The 25,833-nt window shown below is 39.6% G+C and carries 16 protein-coding genes; 2 read left to right on the forward strand and 14 right to left on the reverse strand.

The window, feature by feature from the left end:
- Nucleotides 1–176: 176 nt before the first annotated feature.
- Both NQ558_RS01325 and NQ558_RS01330 read left to right on the forward strand, forming a co-directional pair.
- Nucleotides 177–1,169 (forward strand): ATP-binding protein, encoded by a 993-nt coding sequence (locus NQ558_RS01325; protein ID WP_005362457.1) that lies wholly within the window; start codon nucleotides 177–179, stop codon nucleotides 1,167–1,169.
- A gap of 20 nt (nucleotides 1,170–1,189) precedes the next feature.
- Nucleotides 1,190–2,359, forward strand: a complete 1,170-nt coding sequence (locus NQ558_RS01330) for a ribose-phosphate pyrophosphokinase (protein ID WP_005362455.1) — start codon at nucleotides 1,190–1,192, stop codon at nucleotides 2,357–2,359.
- Between the two features lie 772 nt (nucleotides 2,360–3,131).
- Here NQ558_RS01330 and NQ558_RS01335 read toward each other — a convergent pair.
- The 14 genes from NQ558_RS01335 to mobQ form a co-directional block, all read right to left on the reverse strand.
- On the reverse strand, nucleotides 3,132–4,169 hold the full coding sequence (locus NQ558_RS01335) for a D-alanyl-D-alanine carboxypeptidase family protein (RefSeq protein WP_005362454.1): 1,038 nt from the start codon (nucleotides 4,167–4,169) through the stop codon (nucleotides 3,132–3,134).
- Nucleotides 4,166–4,867, reverse strand: a complete 702-nt coding sequence (locus NQ558_RS01340; protein WP_259907608.1) for an LptM family lipoprotein — start codon at nucleotides 4,865–4,867, stop codon at nucleotides 4,166–4,168. The genes NQ558_RS01335 and NQ558_RS01340 overlap by 4 nt, the downstream gene beginning before the upstream one ends.
- 155 nt (nucleotides 4,868–5,022) lie before the next feature.
- Nucleotides 5,023–8,529 (reverse strand): transcription-repair coupling factor, encoded by a 3,507-nt coding sequence (mfd, locus tag NQ558_RS01345; RefSeq protein ID WP_005362449.1) that lies wholly within the window; start codon nucleotides 8,527–8,529, stop codon nucleotides 5,023–5,025.
- A gap of 69 nt (nucleotides 8,530–8,598) precedes the next feature.
- Nucleotides 8,599–9,153: an aminoacyl-tRNA hydrolase gene (pth, locus tag NQ558_RS01350; RefSeq protein ID WP_005362447.1), complete on the reverse strand. Its 555-nt coding sequence runs from the start codon at nucleotides 9,151–9,153 to the stop codon at nucleotides 8,599–8,601.
- A gap of 167 nt (nucleotides 9,154–9,320) precedes the next feature.
- Entirely contained in the window at nucleotides 9,321–10,202 is an 882-nt protein-coding gene (locus NQ558_RS01355; RefSeq protein ID WP_005362445.1) for a DegV family protein, read from the reverse strand.
- Nucleotides 10,203–10,526: 324 nt separating this feature from the next.
- The gene (locus NQ558_RS01360) at nucleotides 10,527–15,689 is read right to left on the reverse strand and encodes a discoidin domain-containing protein (protein WP_005362444.1); all 5,163 of its coding nucleotides are present in this window, start codon (nucleotides 15,687–15,689) and stop codon (nucleotides 10,527–10,529) included.
- A 323-nt stretch (nucleotides 15,690–16,012) separates the two neighbouring features.
- Nucleotides 16,013–16,495, reverse strand: a complete 483-nt coding sequence (locus tag NQ558_RS01365; RefSeq protein WP_005362443.1) for a DUF2798 domain-containing protein — start codon at nucleotides 16,493–16,495, stop codon at nucleotides 16,013–16,015.
- 427 nt (nucleotides 16,496–16,922) lie between these two features.
- On the reverse strand, nucleotides 16,923–19,037 hold the full coding sequence (locus NQ558_RS01370; RefSeq protein ID WP_005362441.1) for a SulP family inorganic anion transporter: 2,115 nt from the start codon (nucleotides 19,035–19,037) through the stop codon (nucleotides 16,923–16,925).
- 203 nt (nucleotides 19,038–19,240) lie between these two features.
- Nucleotides 19,241–20,110, reverse strand: coding sequence for a hypothetical protein (locus NQ558_RS01375; RefSeq protein ID WP_050750976.1), 870 nt, complete (start codon nucleotides 20,108–20,110; stop codon nucleotides 19,241–19,243).
- A 51-nt stretch (nucleotides 20,111–20,161) separates the two neighbouring features.
- Nucleotides 20,162–21,853, reverse strand: a complete 1,692-nt coding sequence (locus NQ558_RS01380; RefSeq protein ID WP_005362438.1) for a recombinase family protein — start codon at nucleotides 21,851–21,853, stop codon at nucleotides 20,162–20,164.
- A 38-nt stretch (nucleotides 21,854–21,891) separates the two neighbouring features.
- Nucleotides 21,892–22,077, reverse strand: a complete 186-nt coding sequence (locus NQ558_RS01385) for a hypothetical protein (RefSeq protein ID WP_005362436.1) — start codon at nucleotides 22,075–22,077, stop codon at nucleotides 21,892–21,894.
- 270 nt (nucleotides 22,078–22,347) lie between these two features.
- Nucleotides 22,348–23,688, reverse strand: coding sequence for a virulence-associated E family protein (locus tag NQ558_RS01390; protein ID WP_009321442.1), 1,341 nt, complete (start codon nucleotides 23,686–23,688; stop codon nucleotides 22,348–22,350).
- Nucleotides 23,573–24,313, reverse strand: coding sequence for a CHC2 zinc finger domain-containing protein (locus NQ558_RS01395; protein ID WP_014079457.1), 741 nt, complete (start codon nucleotides 24,311–24,313; stop codon nucleotides 23,573–23,575). Before NQ558_RS01395 ends, NQ558_RS01390 begins: the two co-directional genes overlap by 116 nt.
- Nucleotides 24,314–24,360: 47 nt before the next feature.
- Nucleotides 24,361–25,833 (reverse strand): MobQ family relaxase, encoded by a 1,473-nt coding sequence (gene mobQ, locus NQ558_RS01400; protein ID WP_074104019.1) that lies wholly within the window; start codon nucleotides 25,831–25,833, stop codon nucleotides 24,361–24,363.

The raw sequence follows: 25,833 nt of genomic DNA on the forward strand, positions 1-25,833 counted from the left end.
TTTATTAGGGGTTTTTATTAATGCGAACATTTAATTACAAAAAAGGATTGTTTACCTTTAAAATATAAGGTATCTTTATAGTAAGATTGTTGAAAGCAATTCCTATAATTAAATTTGGGGTTTTGAACACTCTAATTATTGTAGATATTTATTTTAAAAATTTTTAAGGATTTAATATGGCTTTAACCAGAGATCAATTTGACGTTATTGCAAACAGTTACAATGACCGTCAATTAAATAATAAAATTAAATTAAACAGACGTATTGAAGAAGTCTACGAAAAAATTCCTCTTATTAAGGATTTAGACGGGCAGATTGGTGTTCTTGCAGGACGTGCCCTTAGACTTTCTCTTTCAGGCAATTCTTCTGCTAAGGACACACTTCGTGAGGACATTGCCCTTATAAGTGAACAAAAGAAAGCAGCTCTTTTAGCCGGAGGTTATTCCGCCGATTACCTGGATGAGATTTTTACATGCCCTAAATGTAAAGATACAGGTTTTATTGACGGAAAACCTTGTGAATGCCTTAAGGCAGAGGTTGTCAGACTGCTTTATTCCCGTTCTGAGCTTAAGGAGATTCTTGAACGCGAAAACTTTGATACTTTTGAATATGATTTGTATTCTGATGACTACATTGATCCCGATACAGGGATTTCCGCAGCAGAAAATATTGACGCTGTTGTGGACCATTGTCATTATTTTATAAATAACTTTGACAAAACCTTTGATAATCTGTTATTCTATGGCAGGGCAGGTACAGGGAAAACTTTTCTCATTAACTGCATTGCAAAGGAATTAATCGAAAAATCCTACTCTGTTATTTATCTTTCAGCAGTACAACTTTTCGATTTGTTGGCAGATTATTCCTTTAAACGTAGCAACACCACTATTTACCGTCAGATTAGTTTTGACGAGTTGCTTCGTTGTGATTTACTTATTATTGATGATTTGGGCACGGAGATGTCTAACTCCTTTACTGAATCATCCCTATTTGATTGTCTTAATGAGAGACTTATACATCAGAAATCTACTATTATTTCTACTAATTTTTCTTTACAGGAATTACAGCAGAAATATGAAGAGCGTATTTTTTCCCGTACAGCGGGTAATTACACTCCTTTAAAGATTTTTGGTGATGATATAAGAATAAAAAAGAAATTTACTATTTAACACACGGAGGAAATTTTGAAATGTCTATCAAAAAATATGTTGAATCTATTCCTGTAGGACCACTTGCAATTGTTGCATTATCAGGAAGTAAGCAGTTAGGCGAAGCAGTTGACGCTTATATTGCTGATTGGAGAAGCCAGAGAATTGAAGCTAAAGAATCACCTATTACTTTCAAGGGTTATACTAAAGATTCTTACCTTCTTGATGTAAAAACACCAAGATTTGGTACAGGTGAAGCTAAATGTACTTTAGGCGAATCTGTTCGTGGTACAGACCTTTACATTATCGATGATGTTACTAACTACAGCATTGAATATACTGTTTGCGGTTGCAAGAATCATATGTCTCCTGATGATCACTTTGCTGACATTAAGAGAGTTATCGCTGCTGCTGCAGGTAAAGCTAGAAAAATTACAGTTATTATGCCTTTCCTTTATGAAGGAAGACAGCACAGACGTACATCCAGAGAATCTATGGACTGTGCAGTAATGCTTCAGGAATTAGTAAACATGGGCGTAGACAATATTCTTACTTTTGACGCTCACGATCCTCGTGTAAACAATGCTATTCCTATTAGTGGTTTTGAATCAATTATGCCAACATACCAGTTTATAAAAAATCTTCTTAGAAATGTTGATGACATTAAGCTTGATGCTGATCATCTTATGGTTATCAGCCCTGACGAAGGTGCTATGGGTAGAGTTGTCTACTACGCTAACGTTCTTGGAATTAATGTAGGTATGTTCTACAAACGTCGTGATTTTACTACTATCGTAGACGGACGTAATCCTATTGTGGCTCATGAATACCTTGGTGATTCAGTTGAAGGTAAGGACGTTCTTATTATTGATGATATGATTTCTTCAGGTGATAGCATGCTTGATGTTGCTAAGCAGCTTAAGAAGAGAAAAGCTAACAGAGTATTTGTTGCTTCTACATTTGGTCTCTTTACTAACGGTCTTGAAAGATTTGATGAAGCTTACGAACAGGGACTTATCTACAGAATCATGACAACTAACTCAATTTACCAGTCTCCAGAGCTTCTCAAGAGAGAATGGTACATCAATGTAGACATTACAAAGTTCACTGCAACATTCATTGACAGACTAAATCATGACGCTTCTATAAGCGATTTATTAAATCCTATAGAAAAAATTAATAAAAAGGTTGCAGAATACAACAAAAGGTAATATAATGTGACATAGAGGGCTTCGACTTATCCCCCCATTTTTTTGTAGAAGCCCCATATACCAAAGGTGCTCGCTAGGTTTCCTAGCGAGCGTTTTTCTTTTGTGGCAAATTTCTACTTATTAGTGGAATTTGGAATCACGCATAGTTTGTGTTGGCAAGAATTTTTTCTGCAATTTCTAGATTTTTGAATTTATTTTGGCGATGTACCCCGCTATAGAATTTTTGTTATTTTTCGGGGTACGAAATCAATAATTCCCCCTCTCATGGTGCAACGTATTGTATATGATTATGGTCTAAATACCCCGGCATATGAATTTTTTTGATTTTCGGGGTACGAAATCAATAATTTCCCTTCTCGCGGTGCAACGTATTGTATATGATTATGGTTTAAATACCCCAATATATGAATTTCTTTGATTTTCGGGGTACGTTTTCTCGATTTTCTCTTTTTATCGCGTAACATACTGTATATGAAAAGTATGAATGTACCCTGATATTTTAAATATTGCTTATTTTGGGGTACACACGTCCAAATCATCGCCCTTTTTATACAACATATAGTTTGTGTTTATGAGAAACGTACCCCGACATTTCAATTCTTCCTCTTTTTGAGGTACGGACACCTTTTTGCTCTGTTTATTCATAAGCTTCTCTGGGAACTTGTAACAGACCTGACACTTTTTTCCTTCCACCACTACAAAAATCCCCGTAGGAATTGGCTCCTGCCAATTTCCTACGGGGGTGAATCAATCTATTTTTCTATATTAAGCTTTACTCCACGCCAAACTTCAACAATTTCTTTGCGTCTGTCCAACGCTGTTCATCTGTGCTGTCATTTAAGACTACGCTTATGCATTCCGTATCGCCATTCTTTGCCACTGACACAAGGCACTTGCCTGCAAGGCCTGTACTTCCTGTTTTCATGCCGACACAGTACTGGTAGTAGAACTGTCCTGACTTGTCCAATAGGGCATTTGTTGATACCCAAGTCTTGTTTAATGTGCCGGACTTTTCAGACTGTGTTCCGCAAATCTTACGAATTGTTTCGTTGTTGTATGCTTCAATTGCAATCTTAGACAAGTCGCTAGCTGATGTGTACTGGTCTGCCGCATCATAGCCATCCGGTGACATAAAATGTGTATTTTCAAGTTCCATGTCACGGACATTCTTATTCATCTCATAAACAAAACGCTCAACACACTGTGCTGCTGTAAAAGTTTTTCCTTCGTTAGCAATATTGTCTTTAAGAATTGCTTCGCCTGCTGCTTTTGCCAAAACATAGGCTGCGTCATTTCCTGATGAAATAAGCAAGCCTTCAAGCAACTCCTGAACTGTTACAACCTGTCCCTGACTAAAACCTGCCTTACTTGAATCTGCTGCAATCATATTAATTTCACTGCCGATTGTTACTATATCAGTAGTTTTCATATTCTGCAAAACAGTCAAAGCTGTCATAAGCTTAGTTGTGCTTGCCGGATACATCTTGGCATCGCTGTTTTTTTCATAATAAATCTCTTTTGAATTAACATTCACAAGAATAGCTGCCTTGGCACTTATAGCCTGGTCAAAACCGCTCTTTCCTGCTGATTCCGTGTATTCGATTGGATGAAGTCCATAATCAGTCCACGGATTTCTTTCGCTAATCTCATAGTTATCGTGGATAAAATCTTTAACAATAACTTCACTCTGGCTTGTCTTTAAATCGCCTACCGGCTTTGCCTTTCCTATTACAAATGCATAATCAATTGCTCCAATCATAAGAAGCACTGCAATAACTGCGCTTAATATGCATCTTCCTGTCTTTCTCATTTAACATCCTCCAATGTAAATATCGCTTCCTTGAAATTAATGTTATTCCATTGTGATTCTGCCGTAACATTATTTCCCTTTTTCCATTTTATATACATTTCCTTCGTGGAACTTCCATCTTTTTCCATCTTTTTCTCAGTTTTATTAGCAATTTCTGCCTTTTCAAAAACCTTAATCAAACGGCCTTCACTAATATTTATTTTCTTTGCAAGCTTAACATTGGTGTTCTTAAAATACTCTAAAGCCTTTGTTTTAACAGATGACTTTTCTTTCTTTGTAAGCTTAATATCATATTGTGATGAAATTTCATTAAGCCATTCCCTCTTGCAAATATCGTCAAGCACAAGGCTTTTGACACCCTGTTCCCAAGTCACATCGCCATCCATTTTTGAGTCCCAGTCTATTTCCTTGCCCTTTGTAAGATAATAAGTTTCGTAAGTCGCCTGGGCTGTATACACATAATACCTTACCTCGTCAAGCATAACCTGACTACCGCCTGCAGTAATAGTAAGAGTAGTGTCTGCCCCGTCAGAACCAGTTGAGTTTTTCGAAGCTGTTCCCTTTAAAACTGTTGAACTCTCGGAACCTGTTTCACTTGTAGCCACCGTGGTTTCCTCCACTGCTTTTTTCTGACCACAACCTACAAGTCCCACCGCAACTGTAAGTCCTGCCAAAATACATATTAACTTTTTTCTCAAAGACAATCACCTCCCCTGACTTGCCACTATATACAATGTATTCCCATTACCTTATCTTTTCAACTATTTTAATCACAGCATATGTGACTGACTCTACAGTTATATATTTTCACAATATATTTCAACTGCTTTAGTCGTAGCTCACATACCTTATTCTATTCTTCATCCTTCAATGTAGACAGTGATTCTACCAGTTTTCTTGCATTTTCTATTACTGTGCCTGTGCCCGGTTTTGGCTCAAAAATAAAATACGGTTCGTCTTTAGGCATAAACTTAAGTCTGCCTTTGTACTCGCGGACAAGAATTGGTATTCTTTCCACATCCACCTCAGCGTCTTTCCACATTGTAAGCTTGATTCTGTTTTTATGACCTGAAATTTCAGTAACATATGCCTGATGTGCTGCATTTTTAAGCAAAACAATCTGGAGAAGGTTTTCAACCTGATTCGGTATGTCTCCGAAACGGTCAAGAAGTTCATCCTGCATATCCTCGTATTCTTCCATTGTCTCTATTCCTGCAATTCGCTTGTAAATATCCATTTTAAGAGCTTCATTTTTAATATATGAAGGTGGAACAAAAGCATCCACTGTCAGGTCTACCTTTGTTTCAAAATCATCCATTGGCTTGTTGCCCTTTAAAGTATTAATGGCATCGTTAAGCATTTTGCAATAAAGGTCGTAACCAACATCCTCCATATGCCCGCTTTGTGCAGCCCCAAGAAGATTTCCGGTACCACGGATTTCAAGGTCTCGCATTGCAATTTTTACACCACTGCCAAGTTCCGTAAAATCCCTTATTGCCCCAAGTCGCTTTTCCGCAACTTCCGTAAGCATCTTGTTTCTGCTATACATCAAAAAAGCATACGATGTACGGTTTGAACGGCCTACACGGCCACGAAGCTGATAAAGCTGGGACAAGCCCATTTTTTCTGCATCGTGTATTATAATGGTATTGGCATTTGGTATGTCAAGACCTGTTTCTATTATTGTAGTTGTTACAAGAACATCAATGTCCCCGTTAACAAAATCATACATTATTTCTTCAAGCTGTCGCTCACTCATCTGTCCGTGTGCGAAGGCAACACTGGCATCAGGCACAAGTGCCTGAACTTTTCCTGCCATTTCAGCTATGTCCTGAACCCTGTTGTACACGTAATAAACCTGACCGCCTCTTGCAAGCTCCCTGTTTATGGCATCCCTTGCAATTTCCTCATTGTACTCCATAACAAAAGTCTGTATTGGCATACGTTCCTGAGGCGGTTCTTCCATTACGCACATATCTCTTATTCCAATAAGGCTCATATGAAGAGTTCTTGGAATCGGAGTTGCTGTAAGAGTCATTACGTCAACATTATTTTTCAATTCTTTAATCTGTTCCTTATGTTTTACGCCAAATCTCTGCTCTTCATCAATAATCAAAAGTCCCAAATCCTTAAATTTAACATCTTTTGAAAGCATACGATGAGTTCCGATAACAACGTCAACATAACCTTTATTCAAATCTTTTATTGTTTTATCAATATTTGATTTTGTTCTAAATCTTGAAAGCATTTCCACTCTGACAGGGAAATCCTTAAATCTCTGCTTAAAAGTTTTGTAGTGCTGCTGGGCCAAAACCGTTGTTGGAACAAGATAAGCCACCTGCTTGTCATCCTGCACTGCCTTAAAAGCCGCACGAATTGCCACTTCTGTCTTGCCAAAACCTACGTCTCCGCAAATCAGTCTGTCCATAATTTTCGTGCTTTCCATGTCTTTTTTTACTTCAGATATGGCATTAAGCTGATCATCTGTCTCCTCAAATGGAAACATTTCCTCGAATTCCTTCTGCCATTCCGTGTCAGGAGAAAACTGATATCCGTTGCTGTTCTCCCTTATTGCATAAAGCTGAACAAGCTCCTTCGCAATATCCGCAACAGCCTTCTTAACCCTGGTCTTTGTTTTTTTCCATTCCTGGCCACCTAATGTGTTAAGTTTAGGCGGTTTCGCCGTGCTGTCAGCATATTTTTGAATCATATCAAGCTGGGTTGCTAACACATAAAGGTTGCTGCCCTTGGCATATTCAATCTTAATGTAGTCCTTTACAATATGGTCTACTTCTATTTTTTCTATTCCACGATAAACACCAAGTCCGTGGTTTTCGTGGACAACATAATCACCAATGTTAAGGTCGGTAAAACTTGAAATATTAGTACCTGAATAGCCATGCTTTCTACGTTTTCTTTTCTTCTTTTCGCCAAAAATATCCGTGTCTGAAATAGCCACAAACTTAATCATAGGATACATAAAACCACTGCGAAGCTGACCTTTTATAATCATAACTTCACCAGGCATAACCTGACGTTCCCCGTCTTCTTCGAAAAATGCGCTAATCTCAAACTCTCTAAGATCCTCCGCCAAACGCTGGCCTCTTGTTTTTGAACCGGTTACAAGAAGAACCGCATATTTTTGCTCTTTATATTTTTTTAAATCCTGAACAAGAATCTCAAACTTGCCATTGTATGGACTTACGTTTCTTGATCCCACTTCCACAAAATCATCCACGCTAAATCCCTGAATCTTCTGGGCAATTGCTGTAAATAGGACTTTTTCGCCACTATCAATCTTGGCAATTATCTGATTTTTATCCCAAATTACATCTGTCTGCCCCGGAAGCACGTAGCCTTTCTGAAGGCGGTTAGCCATACTATCTCCAAACTCCGCATCAACCACGTTAAGTTGCTCCGTTACCCTCTTTGGCTCATCAATAAAAAATATTGGATTTTCAAAATAGTCAAGCAGACTTACCAAATTATCATAAAAATAGTTTACATAACTATCTACTGCTACCTGACTTGGGTTAATATCCATATTTGTAAGAAACTCTTCAACTGTAACTCTAAGTCTGTTAGCCTCTTCCGTCTTAAAATCTTTTCTGAATTTTTCAACATTTTGGTCTAAATCCTGTCGAATCTTCGCCATTCCCGCCTGAATTTCTTTCTTAGTCAGTGAATATTCGCTGGCAGGATAAATTTTTACCGATTCAAGATTCTCAATTGAACGCTGGCTTTCCACCTCAAAACTCTTTATTATGTCAACCTCATCGTCCCAAAAATCAATTCGATAAGGCACCTCATCTGTCAGCGTGTAAATATCAACAATACTTCCTCGCACCGCAAACTGTCCCGGTCCATCAATCTGAACAACCGGCTCGTATCCCATCTGCACAAGCTTGCTCTTTAAGGCATCCATCTGAATTATGCTGCCTTCTGCTATTTCAAGATAATTATTTTTAATTTTTTCAATTGGCATTATCTTGTCCATAAAGGCATCCGGCGTCAAAATTACCGTAAATGGCTTATCTTCAACTATTTTTTGAATAAATTCAAGTCGTTGTTGCAATATAAGATTTCCGTGTACATCCGCACTAAAGAAAATAAAATCCTTTGCAGGATACATTACAACATCGTCCGCAAAGCCCTTTAAATCCTGATACAACTGACTTGCTTTTGTTGCACTAAAAGTAACAATGACTTTCTGCTTGTAGCCATTGCTCAATCCATTAATAAAATGAGCAAGCTGGGATTCCCCACACCCTGTAACCTGACAGGATTTGTGTTCAGACAAGCAGACCTTAACCTGCTCAAACTCATTTAATTGTAATAGTGGATAATCAAAACTTTTCATTTACTACTCCCGGACTTCACTATTTTGATAGATTCTAGTTGAATTTATTCATTGCTATATTTATATCTTCTAATTAAATTTGTTCATTGCTGTGTTTATATCTTCCAAAATCATAACTTCAACTGCTGAGGCTGCATCTTTTATACCCTGCTCAGCCAAAACTCTTTCGCCCTTGCTAAACTTGCCAAGCACATGATTTACAAGATTTCCTTCATTTGCACCTACTCCCACGCGCACCCTCTTAAACTTCTGAGTTCCCGCGTGATTAATAATACTCTTCAAACCATTATGACCGCCTGCGCTGCCCTGGGCTCTAATTCTAATTCTTCCCGTAGCCAAATTAATATCGTCAGAAATAACAATAATGTCATTCTCCGGATCAAGCTTATAGAAATCCATAACTGCTCTCACTGACTCACCGCTAAGATTCATATAAGTCTGTGGCTTCACCAAAATCACTTTCTCGCCACCAATATTTCCAATACCGCATAAAGCCTTATGTCTCTTAGTCTTCACCTCAACACCCATCTGACTTGCCAACTCATCTATAACATCAAAACCAATATTGTGTCTTGTTTTATCATATTCCTTATCAGGATTCCCTAATCCAAAAACTGCATACATAATCGTACCTGCCTTCTATAATTTACAAAATAGTCTTACTCTTAATGATACTATTTTTAGGAGTTTATTTCAACTAACTAAGGGGATTATGTTTGTATTTAATCCTTCTAAAAAAATTACCCCTCCGAAAGCTGACACTTTCCGAGGGATTCTTCTTTTTTTAATATTTACTTTTCATCTCTTGTAACAACACTTATTCCAATACCAATTGCATTAGGTCCAACGTGGCATCCTATACTAAATGACAATGAATCATAATATATATCGTCGATTTCGTTTTCAAATGTATCTTTTACCATCTTGTACCACTGGTCTGCGTCTTCCTGTTTCTGGAATGTTCCTGCTGCTCCAAGTCTTAACTGTTTTCTATCTACATCAGCAAATCTTGTATTAAGGTCTTCTTCAATAGCTTCTAACATCTTAAGTTCAGCTTTCTTCATTCCTCTAACTTTAGTGAATGCATCAAGCTTTTCACCCTGAATTGTAAGTACAGGCTTAATGTTAAGAACTGCTCCTATGGCTGCTCCTGCTGCTGTAACACGTCCTCCTTTTTTAAGGTATTCTAAAGTATCAACAGCAATGTAAATACTTGAATTGTAAGCATTTTCTTCAAGTTTCTTTTTTATTTCTTCTGCTGTCATTCCCTGATTAGCCATCCATTTTGCTTCAAGAACTGACTCTCTCATTGTTACTGAGATTCTGTGATCATCAACAACCTGAACCTTTCCGTCATATTCTTCTGAAAGCTGAATTGCCGCGTGACATGAAGCACTTAATGCGCTTGACATTGGAATGTAAACAACCTGTTCATAGCCTTCCTTCAAAATGCCATCCCACATATCCATTACATCCCCGGGTGATGGCTGTGATGTTGTAACATTCTTTCCTGAAGTCATTGCACCATAATATTCTTCCTGTGTAATGTTCTTTCCTTCGTAAAAAACATCTCCCTCTATGATAACCGGCATTGGAAGAGAATATATTCCAATTTTCTTTCCTTCTTCCGGTGTAATTCCACTATTACTATCAGTCATTACTGCTGTTTTCATATTAGTCTACCCTTTCTCTAATAATTCATATTTAATGTTTTCTCGTTATTTCTTCTATATGATTGTATCTAAAACAGCCCAAATCAACAGGCATATTTTACCCAATATTAACTTTTACAGTATAACATCTGATTGCTAATTAATCAATAAAAGTAAGCATTTAGGGAATTTTTCTTTGATATTAAAAATAATTTTTGCAATTTAATAATTAGTACAAATTAGTTTATAAGAAGAAAAAGACACAGCCTACTAATTACCGTAAACTGTGCCTCTTTTCTTGTTTAAACACTTGGTTTTTTATTTTTTCAAAATATTACGTCAGACTTATTTAGTATAAACACTCATTTCCCACAATGAATATCCATATGGAAGTGCTCTTTCCACACCCTGCATTCTTACATATCTTGCCTTTGTAGCGTCAAATGTTATAGTTTCTTCTCCACCTTTTCCATCTGTTACATTCTTAACTGTTGTCCAGTTTTTGCCATCTGTTGATGTCTGAATCTTGTATGCCTTTCCGTAAGCACCTTCCCAGTTAAGTACTACCTTGTTGATTGTGTAAGCCTTGCCTAAGTCTACTAAAAGCCATGCATCATCCACAAAGTTTGATGACCAACGTGTTCCGTTGTCCCCATCTACTGCATATTTTGCTGCCATTGCATCAGCTTCATTTCCTGATGATGTAGCCTTAGCTGATTTTGCAACGTTTGTACCTGATGGAACTGATGAATCTTCATTATTTGAATCATCTGATACTGAACCTGAAACTTTACCGTAAACTTCCATTTCCCATAATGAATATCCATATGGTAATGCTCTTTCTACACCCTGCATTCTTACATATCTTGCATCTGTAGAATTAAATGCTACCGTTTCTTCTCCACCTTTTCCATTAGTCACGTTTTTAACTGTCTTCCATGTTTTTCCATCTGTTGATGTCTGTATCTTATATGCTTTTCCGTAAGCACCTTCCCAAGTTAAAACAACTTTATTAATTGAGTATGTTTTTCCAAGGTCTACATAAATCCATGCATCGTCTGCAAAATTAGATGACCAACGTGTTCCCTTATCTCCGTCTACTGCGTTTTTGCCACCAAATACATCATTTTCTGAACCTGATGTTACTGTTTTGCAACCTGTAGAAATAATCTTTGTTTCTGATGTGTCAGGTGTTGTTGGCTGCTCAGGTTCTGTTGATGAACCGTCAATCTTGTATTCTGCTGTTGCCACAGGTGAATCAATCATTCCTTTTCTGTAAGCAATCGCTTTTAATGTTGTATTCTTGCTTATCTTAATACTTGGAACGTATAAGTTTGACTTTTCGTTAGGTGTTGAACCGTCTGTTGTATATCTGATTTCCACACCCTTAGTATTACTGCTAATGTTTACATTCAAAGCCTTACTGTATGTTCCTGATGGAATGCTAAATATTGGTGTTTCAACTTTTGCAGCTTCATACACACCCATTTCCCACAATGAATATCCGTATGCTAATGCTCTCTTTACACCTTGCATCTTTACATATCTACATTCAGTTGCATCAAATACAATGCTTTCTTCTCCACCTTTGCCATTGTTGTTTTCATATACTGTTGTCCAGTTGTTTCCATCTTTTGAAACCTGAATCTTGTATTCCTTAGCATATGAAGCTTCCCAGTTAAATGTAACCTTATTAATTGTGTAATTCTTTCCTAAATCAATCTGACAATACTGATTATCTGTAAATTCTGAAGACCATCTTGTTGTTCCGTCGTTATCGACTATCTTACTTCCGTCTACACTTGGATTTTCTGATGATGAAACCTTAACGTTCTTGCCTAATGCAATATTGTCTTTAAGTGAAACATCTGTGCCATTCACAGTGATTGTGCTTGAAGCCATTGCAGATGTAATATATTCATCTTTTACTGCGATAGCTTTAACTGTTGCTGTACTTGATACTGCAAATACTCCATCATAAACCTTTGATGATGTTGTTGGCATTGTTCCGTCTGTTGTATAGTAAATAGTAACTCCAGGTGTTTCTGATGAAATTGTTACATACTGTGTATCATCATATTTTCCTGATGGAACAGATATTTCAGGAGTTGAAGCCTGTACTATGTTAAAGCTCTTATTCTTATATACTTCAAAGTTTACAAGTGCCTTTGCACCAATTGTTGCTGTGCCAATCTTGTTACCGTTAGTTTTAAATGTTACAACCTTTGTGTCGTTAGTAGGATTCCAAACTGTTGCTGTGTATTTACTTGTATCCTTGTTGTAATATACTGCTGCTGAGCAATCTCCTGTTGCAACAATGTCAGTTGTTTTTACGCCTAACTGTTTCATACTGTTAATAAACCAATATGTGTTAGCTGTATCTGTTTTCTGAACCTTTGTATCGTTTGCAAGGAATTTCTCCATTGCAAGACTTGGATTAGTCTGTGAAAGGAATGGCCATGTAATATGTTGCCAACCTGTATCTGCCTGTGGATACTCTTTAAGCATCTTGTCAATTTCTTCCTGACTCTTTCCTTCGTTCTTAGCTGCCTGTACTGCCTTAGCCATTGCTATTGTTGTATCATCTAACAATCCCTGATATATTTCAGCACATCTGCTCTGATTCATTCCGTAATATGTTAAATATTCTGAAATCGGAAGCCACTGAATACCATAAACATATAATGGCTGTCCACCAAAGAATGTTCCATAGAAGTTAATTCCACCGTAGACCTGACCTACTACATTGTATGGCCATTCTTTAATCCAGTTGTCTTTGTCGTAATCGAACCAATACTGTTCCACTGCTTCCATTTCATTTGTAAATCCAAATACTCCTGCATCTCTGTATTCATCATTTTCTGTAAGAACTCCCCAAAGATACATACTTACCCAGCTAAATAATGATTCACTGGCTGATTCCTGATTGTTACCTGAATCATTGTCTGCGTATCCGCCTGCCCATGAATGTCCTTCGTACATATCATAAGCTCTAAATCTACAGTATTCACTATCATTGTCAGAAGGTCCGGCATAATCTCTAATCATCATTTCAATCATACCTTTGTAATCATTATAAAATTCATTATCATATGTAGCTAAAACTGTTGCTGCAAACATGAAGTAACCATATGTAAAATGGTGATCACAAATTGCTGCATTTGCCCCAAACTCGCTCTGTTCATAGTAAAGAGTTCCCCAGTTATTATTATAAATAAAATAACTGATATCATCCTTTCCTTCATAAGTAAACCAGTTAACAAGAATCTTCTTCATTCTCTTTAAGAATGTATCTCTAAGTTCTGTTTCTCCAAGCTGGTCTGCCATAAGAACTCCCATTCCCAAAGGATGAAGGTTCTTGCCTTCCCAATATGCATCACCTGCAGGATTTAAATTCTTTGTTGCATCCTCCAATTCATTTAAGTAACCTAAAACTGCCTCTCCATCAAACTCTGCATTAGTTGGAAGAGCAAATGTTGGAAGAAGTCCTGCAAACTCTGAAACTGTTGTAAATGAAAGTCCTTCAATAGTCTTTAAATCACCTCTTACAGATGAATATGTTGCAAATGCCTTATTATCATCTGTTGAATTTTTCCACTGATGAGGAAGCATACATATAAATGTCTGATCTGTAAATCCATTCCTCTTAAGACTTGTTGTAGTCTTATATGTTGAAGTTACCTTTGCTTTACTGTCATCATAACTGTATGTAACTTTTGTATCTGTAACAAAAGCATATCCATGTCTATAGAATGTTTCAATCTGTGATTTATCTTTCATTGTTCCAATAGACATATAACCGTTAGTTTCAGGGAATGTTACTCTAATATAACTTCCGATTTTCTTAAATGTTGTATTTTCAGGAACAGTTAAACAATAATAACTTTTTGATGTTTTTGTTTTGCTCTTGTTATCACTGTCTGTAATTTCAAGACCGATATGATCTGCTTTCATTGAATCTAGATTTTTTGCCAATATTTCATTTCCGTTACCGTCAAAAATTGATGTAATGGCTAATGATGAAATATAAACTGACTTTGTATCGCCATATTCTGTATAGATGTAAGGTGAACCTTTTACAAATGTACTTGTCATTGCAACATGATTGTCGTCTGCAAGCTGTGCTGTTACTGAATAGTCACCATATCCACTTACCTTATCACAAGCTGTAGCTGTATCAAGGTTTTCAGGCAAAATATAAAAATCAGTTTCAGTTTCAGAATTAACCGATACGTTTACATCAGTACTGCCCATGTCAGGAAGCCAGCCACTTGTTGCTGTCAAAATGCCAAGTCCCTTAGTTGAATATTTCATTTTCATTGGAAGAGTTGACATTAAGTTTCCAAACTTATTAATAAGCATTGACTGCCACCAGTCATTACTTGCTATCGGTGATTTAACATCATCTGTTTTGTAAACAGGTAATTTTGCTTTTTCGTTGTACATTGAATTTGCAAGATATGTTCCCTTACCGTTTGAAACAACATACGAATCAGGAAGGTTTGGAATACTATGGGTTACCTTTCTGTCGCCTGCTTTGTACTTATAAACCTTCATTTCCTTTATGCTAAATCCGCTACCACTTTCAACCCTTGTATATCCATACATTCTTACATAACGTGCATTGGCATATAGTTCAATATTTGCAACTTCATTACCATAACCTTTAAGCTGTCTGTATAAAGTTGTCCAATTACCCCCATCTTTTGAAACCTGAATGTCATACATCTTTCCTGCATCAGATGACCAATCAATTTCAACACGTCCAATATCATAATTTGCTCCAAGGTCAACCATCAACCACTGATTGTCTTTTTCTCCTGATGTCCAATATGAATTGTCATTTCCATCAACTGCATTCTTAGCCAATACAGAAGTCTGGTCAATTACTCCATTATCGTCGTACATCCACCATACATCTCTTAATGATGATGCTGTAGCATTTTTATTTAAGGCAAGATTTTCACCATAATCTACGGGTCTTTTTGTTACCCCGTCTTTACCGTACACTTCAAACTCATACAAAGAATATCCGTAAGCTTCTAAAGCCTTCTTTGTCATATAAACTCGTACATATCTGGCATTTGCTGTTATGTTTAAGTCCTCATTTCCACCTTTGCAATCGGAATTAACATAAACATCACTCCAATTTTCTTCGTCATTTGAAACCTGAATCTTGTATTCCTTGGCATAGGCACCTTCCCAATATAACTTTACGCCTGTTACATCAGTAACTTTTCCCAAGTCAACATAAATCCACTCTGTGTTATCATTCCATGCACTTTCCCATCTTGTACCGGTGGATCCATCTACTGCATAAGCCGGGTCACTATTTCCCACTGAAGAACTTGCATACACCATTCTTCCTGTAGAAATTACATAAGGTGAATCGTCTGCTGCCATAACATTTTGAATCTGCCCTGCCGGCAACATTCCCGTAACCATTGCCGCTGTCAAAAAGGCCGCTGCGGTTTTCTTTGCCACTGCAATCTTCTTACCTTTTCTCATTATTTTCTTACCTCCTAAATAAAAAAAATACAATATATACTTTTACCCCTCTAAAACCTTCCGTACCTGGATTTCTTTAAAGAAATATTCTAGTCCTTTCCAATCTAAAACATTCTCAAAAAATCAAATTACTTTTCTAGAATATTTTAGGAAAACGTTTTTTGCAATATTTCAACAAAGAATAGTTGATTTTAGACGTATTTTTGTATATATTGTATAATTTTTACTTAATTTTACTATTATTTAGCTCGAAAATTCGGCATAATTAAAATTTTATTTCTTTCATATTTTTATAAAAACGATTCATTTTTCTAAAAATAGTTTTATGCTAATACTTTTCCTTCAGGGAATATTGTTCTAAATACTTTTCTTACTAATGGTCCTGCAATAATTAACTGGAATGGTAATGCCATTACAAAATTCTTTGGTATGTTAGTTAACCAGATGAATAATACGTTGCTGAAATCACCCATTCTAATACTTGCTTCAACCGCACCATAAAGTGACATTATAATTACCATTGGAACAACCATTGAACATGAAACTGAAATTACTTTTCTAAGTGTACTGCTATCCGGCTTAACCAAATATTTAAAGGCAAATCCCTTAGCCAATCCTGAAACTACAAACCAATCCATACATGCTGCAAATACATAGGCAATTGGAAATCCTAACCATGCATCCTTAATAACCTGGGCGTTAAATGTTCCTGTGTGTAATGTTACGTTGTAAATGCTCATCCATAAAACCATAGTGAAGCACATAATTACTGTGTAAATAAAACTTTCTCTCTTATTCTGTGGCATAATAAATCCTCCTTTTATTTTTGTGTTCTTTTTCAACAGTGAAATCCATCTGCATTGCTATTCTCAATGAGTTCAGTGTGGAAGACTTTTATTCAAACATAAGAAGTTTCCGTTTAGCTCATTTCACATAATAAAAAGTAGAGATGTAATAGTTGTTAAACTCGTTACCATCTCTACTTTCGTATCTGACTTTCACTGCGTTCTTTTAATTTCCTTAGGTATTCTACAGTAAAATTTTATTTTTCGTAAGTACTTTTTTAAATTTCGGCACTTTAAACAATAATATGTATAAAGCTACTTTAAGGCACACACTATTGCATAAAAAACCTCACGAAATAATGCTGATATTATCTTACATTTCCGCCTTTCATGGCTGCCTTTCTCTGATACATTTTCTTGTCAGCATTTTCAAGAAGAATTTTTAAGTTTAATTCTGATTTTCTCTCAGATTTTCAATTAATTTAAACACTTCCGGATGCTTTTCTTTTAAATGCTCATCAAGAACATGTCTTCTTTCCTTAAATCTTTCTGCCATTTCAGGATGTTCATCCCTGATTCTTCTATGTATTTCTTCTCTATGCTTTTCTAAACGTTCAGCAATAGTTTTTTCATCTTTTCCTGAAATATTAACAATCTCTTTTAGATGTTCTTCAAGATGCTCTAACCACTCGTCCTCGTCAAAAGCATCCATATGTGACCAGCTTCCGTGGAAAAGTTTCTCCATATCTCCTGTTTTCTTTAACTGCTGAATCTGCAAAACAATCTGCTTTTCAATTTGCTCTTCACTTTCAGCTCCGTATGCCCAAACGAACTCCTGAACCTTATTATCTACTCTTTTTCTTGAAGCACTTCTTTCTTCATTTTCTACGCCACCCTCTAAAGGATAAGGTCTTCCAATACCCATATCCTTCAAAGCAATGTGAATAGTTCTTCTAACTCTTCCTTCTTCAATCATATACCCTAGCCCCAGTGTTCGAAGTTGCTCATTAATCTTTGCAATATGTTCAGTAATATAAAATCTAATGCCTTTGTCTTCAAGTGACTTGTACAACATTGCCAGCCTATCTGCTGCAGTTATGTCAATACTTCCAACGCCACCTGCATCAAGAATTACAGCTTTGGTATCCGGTTTTATGCTGTCTTCAATATCGCGTTGCAACACCTGAATATTGCCAAAAAATAAATTACTGCTAAATCTATAAATTACAACTCCTTCAATGGCATGTATTTGTCTTCCCTCGTTCAAATCCCTAAAATGTCTATGCCCCGGCTGTATTCCAAGAAAACATCTTGAAGGTTTTGATGTTCTTATAATCATTTCTGTAAAAGAAAGAATAATACCAATTAAAACACCATTTATTGTTCCAAGTAAAAGTACACCGAGAAAAGCTCCCATAAAAATTAGAAATTCAGTTCTGCTTACCTTCCACAACCTTGCCGCCAAGTCAAACTCCGTTGCACCCATAAGTGCTGAAATAACTATTGCCGTCAAAATAGGAATAGGAAGATATCCGATAAATCCTGTTCCGCAAAGAAGTAACACTATCATAGAAAATCCTGCCACAATGCCTGTAAGCTGAGTTTTTGCCTGATATTGTTCACCCATTGCCGTACGGGAAACTGAACCGTTAATAGGGCAACATCCTGTAAAAGCAGCCATAAAATTACCTAGGGAAAATGCAAAAATCTCCTGATTATCATTTATTCTGTAATTATTTTTTTGAGCAAAACTATTCTCTGCCAACAAAGTTTCAGCCATAATTACTACTGCCACCGACAAACTGATAGTAATAGTCTGCTGAATTGGAATAGCCGAGAAATCAGGAATACTCCACTTTGGAAGTCCCGGCTCTACTGCATTTAAAGTCTTAATTCCCCAATCTCTTATTGGAAGACTTATTGTGAAAATCGTACCCACAAACATTAAAACTACTGCCATTGGAAATTTAGGCATTATCTTCTTCGAGGCAAAAAGTATTACCAGTGCTATCACTCCCATAATTACTGATGGCATATTTATATTAAGCGCAGTCTTATAGATATGTTCGGCTAATTCGAAAAACTCTCCTGTTCCCGATGTGCCTCCCATAACCTTTGGAATCTGCATTAATATGATTGTTGTACAAATACCTGTTATAAAACCACCCATTACCGGTGCTGAAATGTAATTAACCAGCTTTCCGGCTTTCATAAAATAAAAAGCCAACAACCATAAGGCAACAAAAAACGTCATAACAGGAACTGCTGCCATAGCCTTGTCTGAACCAGCCTCTATGTTAAGTGTCAAAAGCGCTGAACCTACAAGAGCTGCAGGAGCCGCGTCCACACCAAATATAAACTGAGGCGATGTAGAAAAAAGTCCAAAAACAAGAATTGGAAATACCGAACCATACAATCCGTAAACTGCAGGCAGACCGGCTATCTGTGCATATCCCATAGAGATAGGAATAGACACCGCCATAATAATAATTCCTGCAATAATGTCCTTTATAAAATTGTCTTTGTTATAATTTCTTAATGTTTGCAATAGTTTTATATTCATTTTTAAACCTTTCTGTGTGCCTATAATTGTCAGATTTTAAGCTTTTGTAATATTTGTTCTTCTGACAAAGCCAAATAAGGATTTTGTATATTATATTACTATTATGTCATTGCCAATTCAATGCTAAATTATTACTTTTATATTGTTAAACACAAAAATAGCCACAGTTTAAACCATGACTATTTTTACCAAAAATTATATAGCTATTTTTTGTTCACAAACATTCTTGTTATTAAAGCCACTATCGGGGAAAGTACTCCTGCTATCGGCCACACAACCCATGAAATATCCCACTTTCCTGTTGGAAATGACCATCCTAAATAGATTGCCACAAAGATTAACCAGTACACTAGCATAACGGCTCCAACAACAGGAGCTTCTTTCTTTTTCTTAACAGTGTAGTCGCCTTCCTGCAATAATACGTCAAAACTTGAATTAACTATGCCTACTCTCACAAAAAGATTGACTGCCACTGCCACGATCAGAAGCAAAATTGAAACTGATATCACTACAATATCATCTTTTGCGTTAATTCCTGCGCAAAGCATTAATGGCACACAGCTTAAAATACATAGAACTACTCCAATTCCAACTGATATTGTAAACTTCCCCGAGAAACCATTCTTCTTTTCTCTGACAATGCCATCAACACCATATTCAGTTTCTATTTCTTCTTTGCCTAGAAATTCATATTTAGAGGATTCCCTTCCGCTTAAAATAAATAGAAATACTGCTACAGCCACCATTACAAGAAGTATTGCCACGCCTATTCCGCTGGCAAAATCCTCTGTAATTCCAATTCTTCTGCTTTCACTTAAACCTATAAGGGCAATCAATGGTGCTGCAGATGCCACACATAAAGATACTCCAAATGCTATGATAGGTGACGTTTTAGTCTTAATTCGTAAAAATTCATCTGCCTCTTCCATAGTAACCTTTCGAAGCTTCTTAGAACTTTCCGTACTTTTAAAACCATCAACGTTTTCCGCTTCTTCAATTTCATCTTTTAATAAGTAATCAGTTGTAACGCCAAAAATTCTTGCCATTTCCAAAATTCTGTTTAAATCAGGCACTGACTGGCCCGTCTCCCTTAATTAAAGATATTGTTGGGTAAAAAAGAAAGGTCAGTCGATTTTGCCGATGAAGCGGTAGTAGATTTCTACTTCCTGCTCACGGCTTCCGTCCTCGCCCTTGACAGCTTCGTGGACGGTTATTTTTTCAATTAGAGTGTTCAGAAGTTCGGCGGTCAGCTCCACAGGGTTGACATACTGTTTCATCAGGGCAATCCACTTTTCAGCATCCGCTGCGGTCTGTACGGCGGCTTCCATCGTTTCGTGAAGCTGTCTTATTTTTGTTTCAAGCTCCTTTTGCTCGTTCTGGTACTTCTCGGACAGCATATTGAAGTTATACTCGGTTATGCGTCCGGCAGACCAGTCCTCATACATTTTAGCAAACAGCCCGTCAACCTCGGCTTTACGCTTCTCTGCCTTTTTCAGCTCCGCAGCCTGCTTTTTCTTCGCAGAGTTTCTTTCCCTGTCGCTGGCATTGAGCAGGCGTTTCAGCAGATTGTCCTCGTCTTTCTGTGCCAGCATAGACCAGTATTGCAGTCTTGCAAGCACATAGGCATACAGTACATCATAGCGGATATAGTGCATGGAACACTGGCGTAATCCCTGCCCGTTCTTGCTGCAATGGTAGTACCCGTATGGGTTCTTATTCTGCTTGTTTTCCCCATAGGCTAAAGACCATCCGCAGTCTGCACATTTTATCAATCCTGCGAAAATCTGTGTCGTACCGTTTCTGCGTTTCCTGCGTCTGCTTGCAATCAGCTCCTGAACTTTTTGGAACACTTCTTCAGAAATGATGGCTTCGTGGGTATTTTCCACACGATACCATTCTTCCTGCGGCTTCCGCACCTTTTTCTTGTTCTTGAATGAAATGTTGCTCTGCTTGTTGTGAATGCTGTGACCGATGTAGGTTTCCTCTTTCAAAATGCTCTTGACCTGTGCTATCGTCCACGCATAGGCTTTTTCTGCGGGCGCACCGGCGTAGATATTGGCGAAAGTCCCGTATCTTTCATAGTTCAGCCAGCCGGGGGTAGGTACTTTTTCCTCCACCAGAATCCGTGTAATGCTGGCGGCTCCACGCCCGTGTACAGCAAGGTCAAAAATCTTCTCTACAATCCAGCGTGTTTCCGGGTCGATCAGAAGATGACCTTTTTTGTCCGGGTCTTTTACATAGCCCAGCGGTGCATAGGCTCCATAGTGTGCGCCATTGGCAAATCTTGTGTGCATGGCAGCCTTGACCTTTTTGCTGGTCTGTCGGGCGTGCATTTCATTCAGGATGTTTAAGAACGGTGCAAGCTCGCTTTCTCCGTTGATGGTGTCCACATTGTCATTGATGGCAATGTAGCGTACTCCCTTGCTGGGGAAATAGATTTCCGTGTACTGACCGGTCAGGATATAGTTTCTTCCCAGACGGGATAAGTCCTTTGTGACAACGCAGTTGATTTTCCCGTCCTCGATGTCATCAATCATCCTTTGGAAACTTGGACGCTCGAAATTTGTCCCACTCCATCCGTCGTCAATGTACTCGTCTACAACGGTCAGCCCATGCTCTGCGGCATACTGTCTAAGCATCATGCGCTGGGTCTGGATACTGCCGCTTTCCCCCTGTAATTCATCGTCACGGCTCAATCTCAAATATAGTGCAGTGTTATAAATCGTTGTATTGTATGGTTGTTTCACGGTTAAAAATCCTCCTTCTAAAAGAAACAACCCACGCTTATACAATACTCGCTGGTACAAGTATATCATAAGCGTGGGCTGATTGACAGTCGTTATTCCGTATTTTTTCAGGAAGCGGCGGCAGCGTGCTGGATCACATCTTCCAGCAGGCTGTCAAGCGGCTTCCCATCCTGTGCGAAATGCTCCGATACCTTGATACGGACTTTCCCCATGACAAAATACTGGGTGCCGTCTTTTTCGGTAAGCAGGGTGCCGCTGCTTTTGTTATTGCTCTCGTTTTTGCTTTTTGCCATAGGCAGTTACCTCCATAAATGAAATATGCCCGACAAGGGAATGTCAGACAGGTGTACAGCCGCAGACTGTCTCCGTGTCAACCAAACCGTGTCAACCGGCAGAAAAGACTTTGAAAACAATCCATAGGCGCTCTATTATTACTTTTTACTTTTTCTTTGATTTCTTGGTTGACATGGTTGACAAAGGAGAGAAATGCCCCAAATATCAGGCTTTTCCCCGTCAACCGGCTGTCAACCAAAGCGTCAACCAAACTGTCAACCGGTGGCTTTTCAGAATGGAAGTTCCATTTGCCGGGCTTCTTCTTCCGTGATTTCCTGAAAACCGTCCCCCTCCGGCGGAGCTTGGTTGACACGCTCCCAGCCTTTTTGAGAACCGTATTTCTTATACCGCTTCGGGCTTTTGTAGGCTACCCAGCCCTGTATGATGCCGCCCGCAATGCCGGTATTCATAATCTCGCAGATTGCCCGTGTCTCCCAGTCTGCCGGGGAATTTAAGTTCCCCAGCGCTTCCTCATAAAGCTGCTTGGAACATACCCTGTCGCCGGTGTAGTCCTCCAAATAGGCGTAGATCATGCCGGCCTGTGTGTCTTCCTGCATAAAGTCCTGCTGGTGGGCGTTCAGGTATCGGTTCATTTCCATGCTGAATGACAGCTTATACTTCCCACTGCGATAAACCGTCATGGCTTCCGCCCACATCTGTTCGATATACGCCCTCGCCGCCGCTTCATCGTCCAGTATGTGAACCTCCGCCCGTTCCGGGTACACCGTCACGGGGAGAAAGCGCCGGTTGCCGGTGCGGTCACGGGGCAAAAAGTCCTGCCGGTTGGTCGTCCCTCCAAATACACATTGCCGCAGCCGGTCTGCCGGATGTGTCTCATACGGCACTTTGTAGGTTTCTTTCTGGCGGCTTAAGAATGACTTGATTTCCTCAATACTCTTGGCGTTGGCTGTGGCAATCATCTCCGACATCTCGATAATCCAATGCCCTTGCAGCTTGCGGTACACATTTTCATCGTCCAGCTTTTTCAAATCGTCTGAAAACCATTCGTCCCTGCCTGCCAGCAGCCGGAAAAAGGTAGATTTCCCGGCTCCCTGACCACCAACCAGACAGAGCATGACCTCAAACTTGCTCCCCGGTCTGAATACCCGCCGGATGGCTCCCATCAGGAACAGTTTCAAGGCTTCATAGGTGTATTCGTCCGTATCGGCTCCCAGAAAGTGATGCAGGGCGTAACGGATGCGCTCTGTGCCGTCCCATTGCAGGCTGTTCAGGTAATCCCTGACTGGATGGTAGCGGTTTTCATTGGCAACAATCTTGATGGCGCTCTGCACCTTTTTCTCGCTGGTAAGCCCGTAATTTTCTTCCAGATACAAAAGCAGGTAGTTCATGTCCATGTCGGTCAGCGTGGTACTGGTGCGCTCCCAGCCCAGCGGCTTCACAATGTCAATCTGCTCCGTCAAAAGGTTCAGGCGCAGCGCCCCGCGAAACAGAGGGTCACGCTGGAACACCGTCAGGCAGTTTCGGATGCTGTTCTTCACGCCGCCTTTCTGCGTCCCCTCTAATGTTTCCCGGATTTCTGCCGGTGTCTGCGCCGGTTCCATTGTGTCCATCGTCCTTTTGACCGCTTCCTGCGTTTCCGGCGGCAAGCTCTGAAATTCGCTGTTCAAGCCGCAACACCTCCTTTCCCTGTGCGGCGATCAATGCCGCTTTTTCTTCTATTTCTCCGTATAACAAAATATCCAAAAGGTATTCTGTGTAGCTTATCCTCTGCAACGCTTCCACAAAAAGAGGATGCCAGATGGCATCCTGCGGCTGTGGGGCGTGTGCTGTTTTCCAATGCTCCAGCAGGCGCAGATAATCGCATAGCACCCGGAAACAATACCGTTCCGTTTCCTGAAATCTCTGCTCCGCTGATTTTTGTCGGGGCTGTGACCTGTTGTGACGCTTCCTATCTGGCGGCGCATTGCCGGATTTCTCATAGGAAACGCCGAAGTCCTCCGCAAGCCTGACCGCAGCTTCCCGTTTCCCCAATCCATGCAGCAAAGCGGCAAAGTCGATCACATCCCCGGAAGCCCCGCAGCCGAAGCAGTAAAAGCGGCTGTCCACTTTCATGCTGGGCGTGCGGTCATTGTGGAATGGACAGCAGACCATGCCGTTTCTCCCCACCCGGATTCCATAGAATGAAGCAGCCTGCCGGGTGGTAACAGACTGTTTCACCGCTTCAAATACATTCAAATGCTCCCTCCATAAAAATACTGGTAGCGGTAAAGCTGCCGGTTATATCATAGCTCCATCTCATGTTTCTTTCTCTGTACTGCCTGTGGCTGCTCCCTCCGGCGCAGTGCGGTATCTACGGCGTTCTGCACCTGCCGTAGCCGTATGACTTCCTCCCGGAGTGGCTTGTGCTGCGGAGACAGTTCGGCATACTCTGTTTTTAACTGTGCGTATTCCTGTTTCCATGCTTTCAGGGCAATGGGTTTTCCGTCCAGTTTTTCTTTCAAAATACGGCGGGCGGCATAAAACAGCCGTAACTCCGCATCGTGGGATGTTTCAAATTTCTCCCTCTGTTTCTTAAACTTGATATTGTTCAATTCCGTATGAACAGGTTTTAGCCGCTGGTAATTCTCGCCCTCCCGTATCAATTCCTGCAATTCCTTTATCCGGGCAGATTTCTTTTTCATGGAGTCGCTTAACGCTTCAAATTCTTCGTTGACAGAGGAAAGACGCTCCTGCAAATCCTCTAATGTGAGCAGCTTGTTTTCCGTCAGATAATTGACGGCTTCGGCAAACTGCTTTAAGTTTCCGGTTCTGGCTTTATTGCTCCATGCCCCTGCGTTGCGCTGGTTGTAATAAGCGATCAACAGGTCGGCAAGGCTCGGTGTCTGCGGTTTGGAAAGTTCTTCTTTTACCTCTGCCATCCAGACAAACAGGGCTTTGATCTTCTTCCTCACATCCTGCATGAGCCGGTTGGTGGCTTTAATCCAGCGGTTCAGTTCCCCTTTCTCGGTGCGGATGCCCTTTGCTTCCATCTGCCGGACATTAGCTCCCTCGTGGACAGTAGGTATCAGGTCAAGCCCCTGCCGCACATAGGAACGGTGGTCGATACGCACATCCAGCCCTTTTTCCTCAAATTTTGTATTAACGGCAGCCGCCCACTGCTCCCGCCAGTGTTCCAGCGTTTCCGGCTCATGCCAGTCTGTTGTATGGACAGCGTTAAACATATAATCGCCGTTTTTATCCCGGATTCGGTTTCCATCTTCATCAAGAAGATATTCCCGACGCTGTTTTTGTCCCCATGTGCCATCCGGGTTCAAAGGGCGCATGGTTGTCATCACATGAAAATGCGGGTTAGGGATGCCGCCGTCCTCTTTCTCCGGGCTGTGAAAAGCAAGGTCGGCAATCATGCCTTTTGTCACAAACTGCTCCTGTACGAACTTCCTCGCCAGCTCCATGTTTTCTTCCAGCGTCAATTCATTCTGCATGGCAATATCAAAGGAATAGGCAAGCTGTGCTTTTGGATGTTTCTCGCAGTTCTCCACAGCATTCCAGAGGGTCGCCCGGTCAAGATATATTTCCGGCGCATGGGGCGGCAGCATGATTTCCGAAGCGATCACGCCGCCCTTTTTGGTGTAGTCGCTGACTTCTCCATAGTAGCTGCTGTAAAGACGCTCCCCGGCTCGATAGGCTGCGCTGGCAATGGCGCTCTGACCGGCGCTGCGCTTGATCTGTGCGATTGAAAAATGATAAAGTGCTAT

The sequence above is a fragment of the Eubacterium ventriosum genome, from assembly GCF_025150745.1.
GTDB lineage: Bacteria > Bacillota > Clostridia > Lachnospirales > Lachnospiraceae > Eubacterium_G > Eubacterium_G ventriosum.

What these genes read in the sequence shown, in the direction of transcription:
- NQ558_RS01390 (WP_009321442.1), bottom strand. Translation starts at nt 23,688, where the DNA reads ATGGACACAATGGAACCGGCGCAGACACCGGCAGAAATCCGGGAAACA.
- NQ558_RS01385 (WP_005362436.1), bottom strand. Translation starts at nt 22,077, where the DNA reads ATGGCAAAAAGCAAAAACGAGAGCAATAACAAAAGCAGCGGCACCCTG.
- pth (WP_005362447.1), bottom strand. Translation starts at nt 9,153, where the DNA reads ATGTATGCAGTTTTTGGATTAGGGAATCCTGATAAGGAATATGATAAA.
- NQ558_RS01380 (WP_005362438.1), bottom strand. Translation starts at nt 21,853, where the DNA reads ATGATATACTTGTACCAGCGAGTATTGTATAAGCGTGGGTTGTTTCTT.
- NQ558_RS01325 (WP_005362457.1), top strand. Translation starts at nt 177, where the DNA reads ATGGCTTTAACCAGAGATCAATTTGACGTTATTGCAAACAGTTACAAT.
- NQ558_RS01360 (WP_005362444.1), bottom strand. Translation starts at nt 15,689, where the DNA reads ATGAGAAAAGGTAAGAAGATTGCAGTGGCAAAGAAAACCGCAGCGGCC.
- NQ558_RS01365 (WP_005362443.1), bottom strand. Translation starts at nt 16,495, where the DNA reads ATGCCACAGAATAAGAGAGAAAGTTTTATTTACACAGTAATTATGTGC.
- NQ558_RS01335 (WP_005362454.1), bottom strand. Translation starts at nt 4,169, where the DNA reads ATGAGAAAGACAGGAAGATGCATATTAAGCGCAGTTATTGCAGTGCTT.
- NQ558_RS01355 (WP_005362445.1), bottom strand. Translation starts at nt 10,202, where the DNA reads ATGAAAACAGCAGTAATGACTGATAGTAATAGTGGAATTACACCGGAA.
- NQ558_RS01370 (WP_005362441.1), bottom strand. Translation starts at nt 19,037, where the DNA reads ATGAATATAAAACTATTGCAAACATTAAGAAATTATAACAAAGACAAT.
- mfd (WP_005362449.1), bottom strand. Translation starts at nt 8,529, where the DNA reads ATGAAAAGTTTTGATTATCCACTATTACAATTAAATGAGTTTGAGCAG.
- NQ558_RS01330 (WP_005362455.1), top strand. Translation starts at nt 1,190, where the DNA reads ATGTCTATCAAAAAATATGTTGAATCTATTCCTGTAGGACCACTTGCA.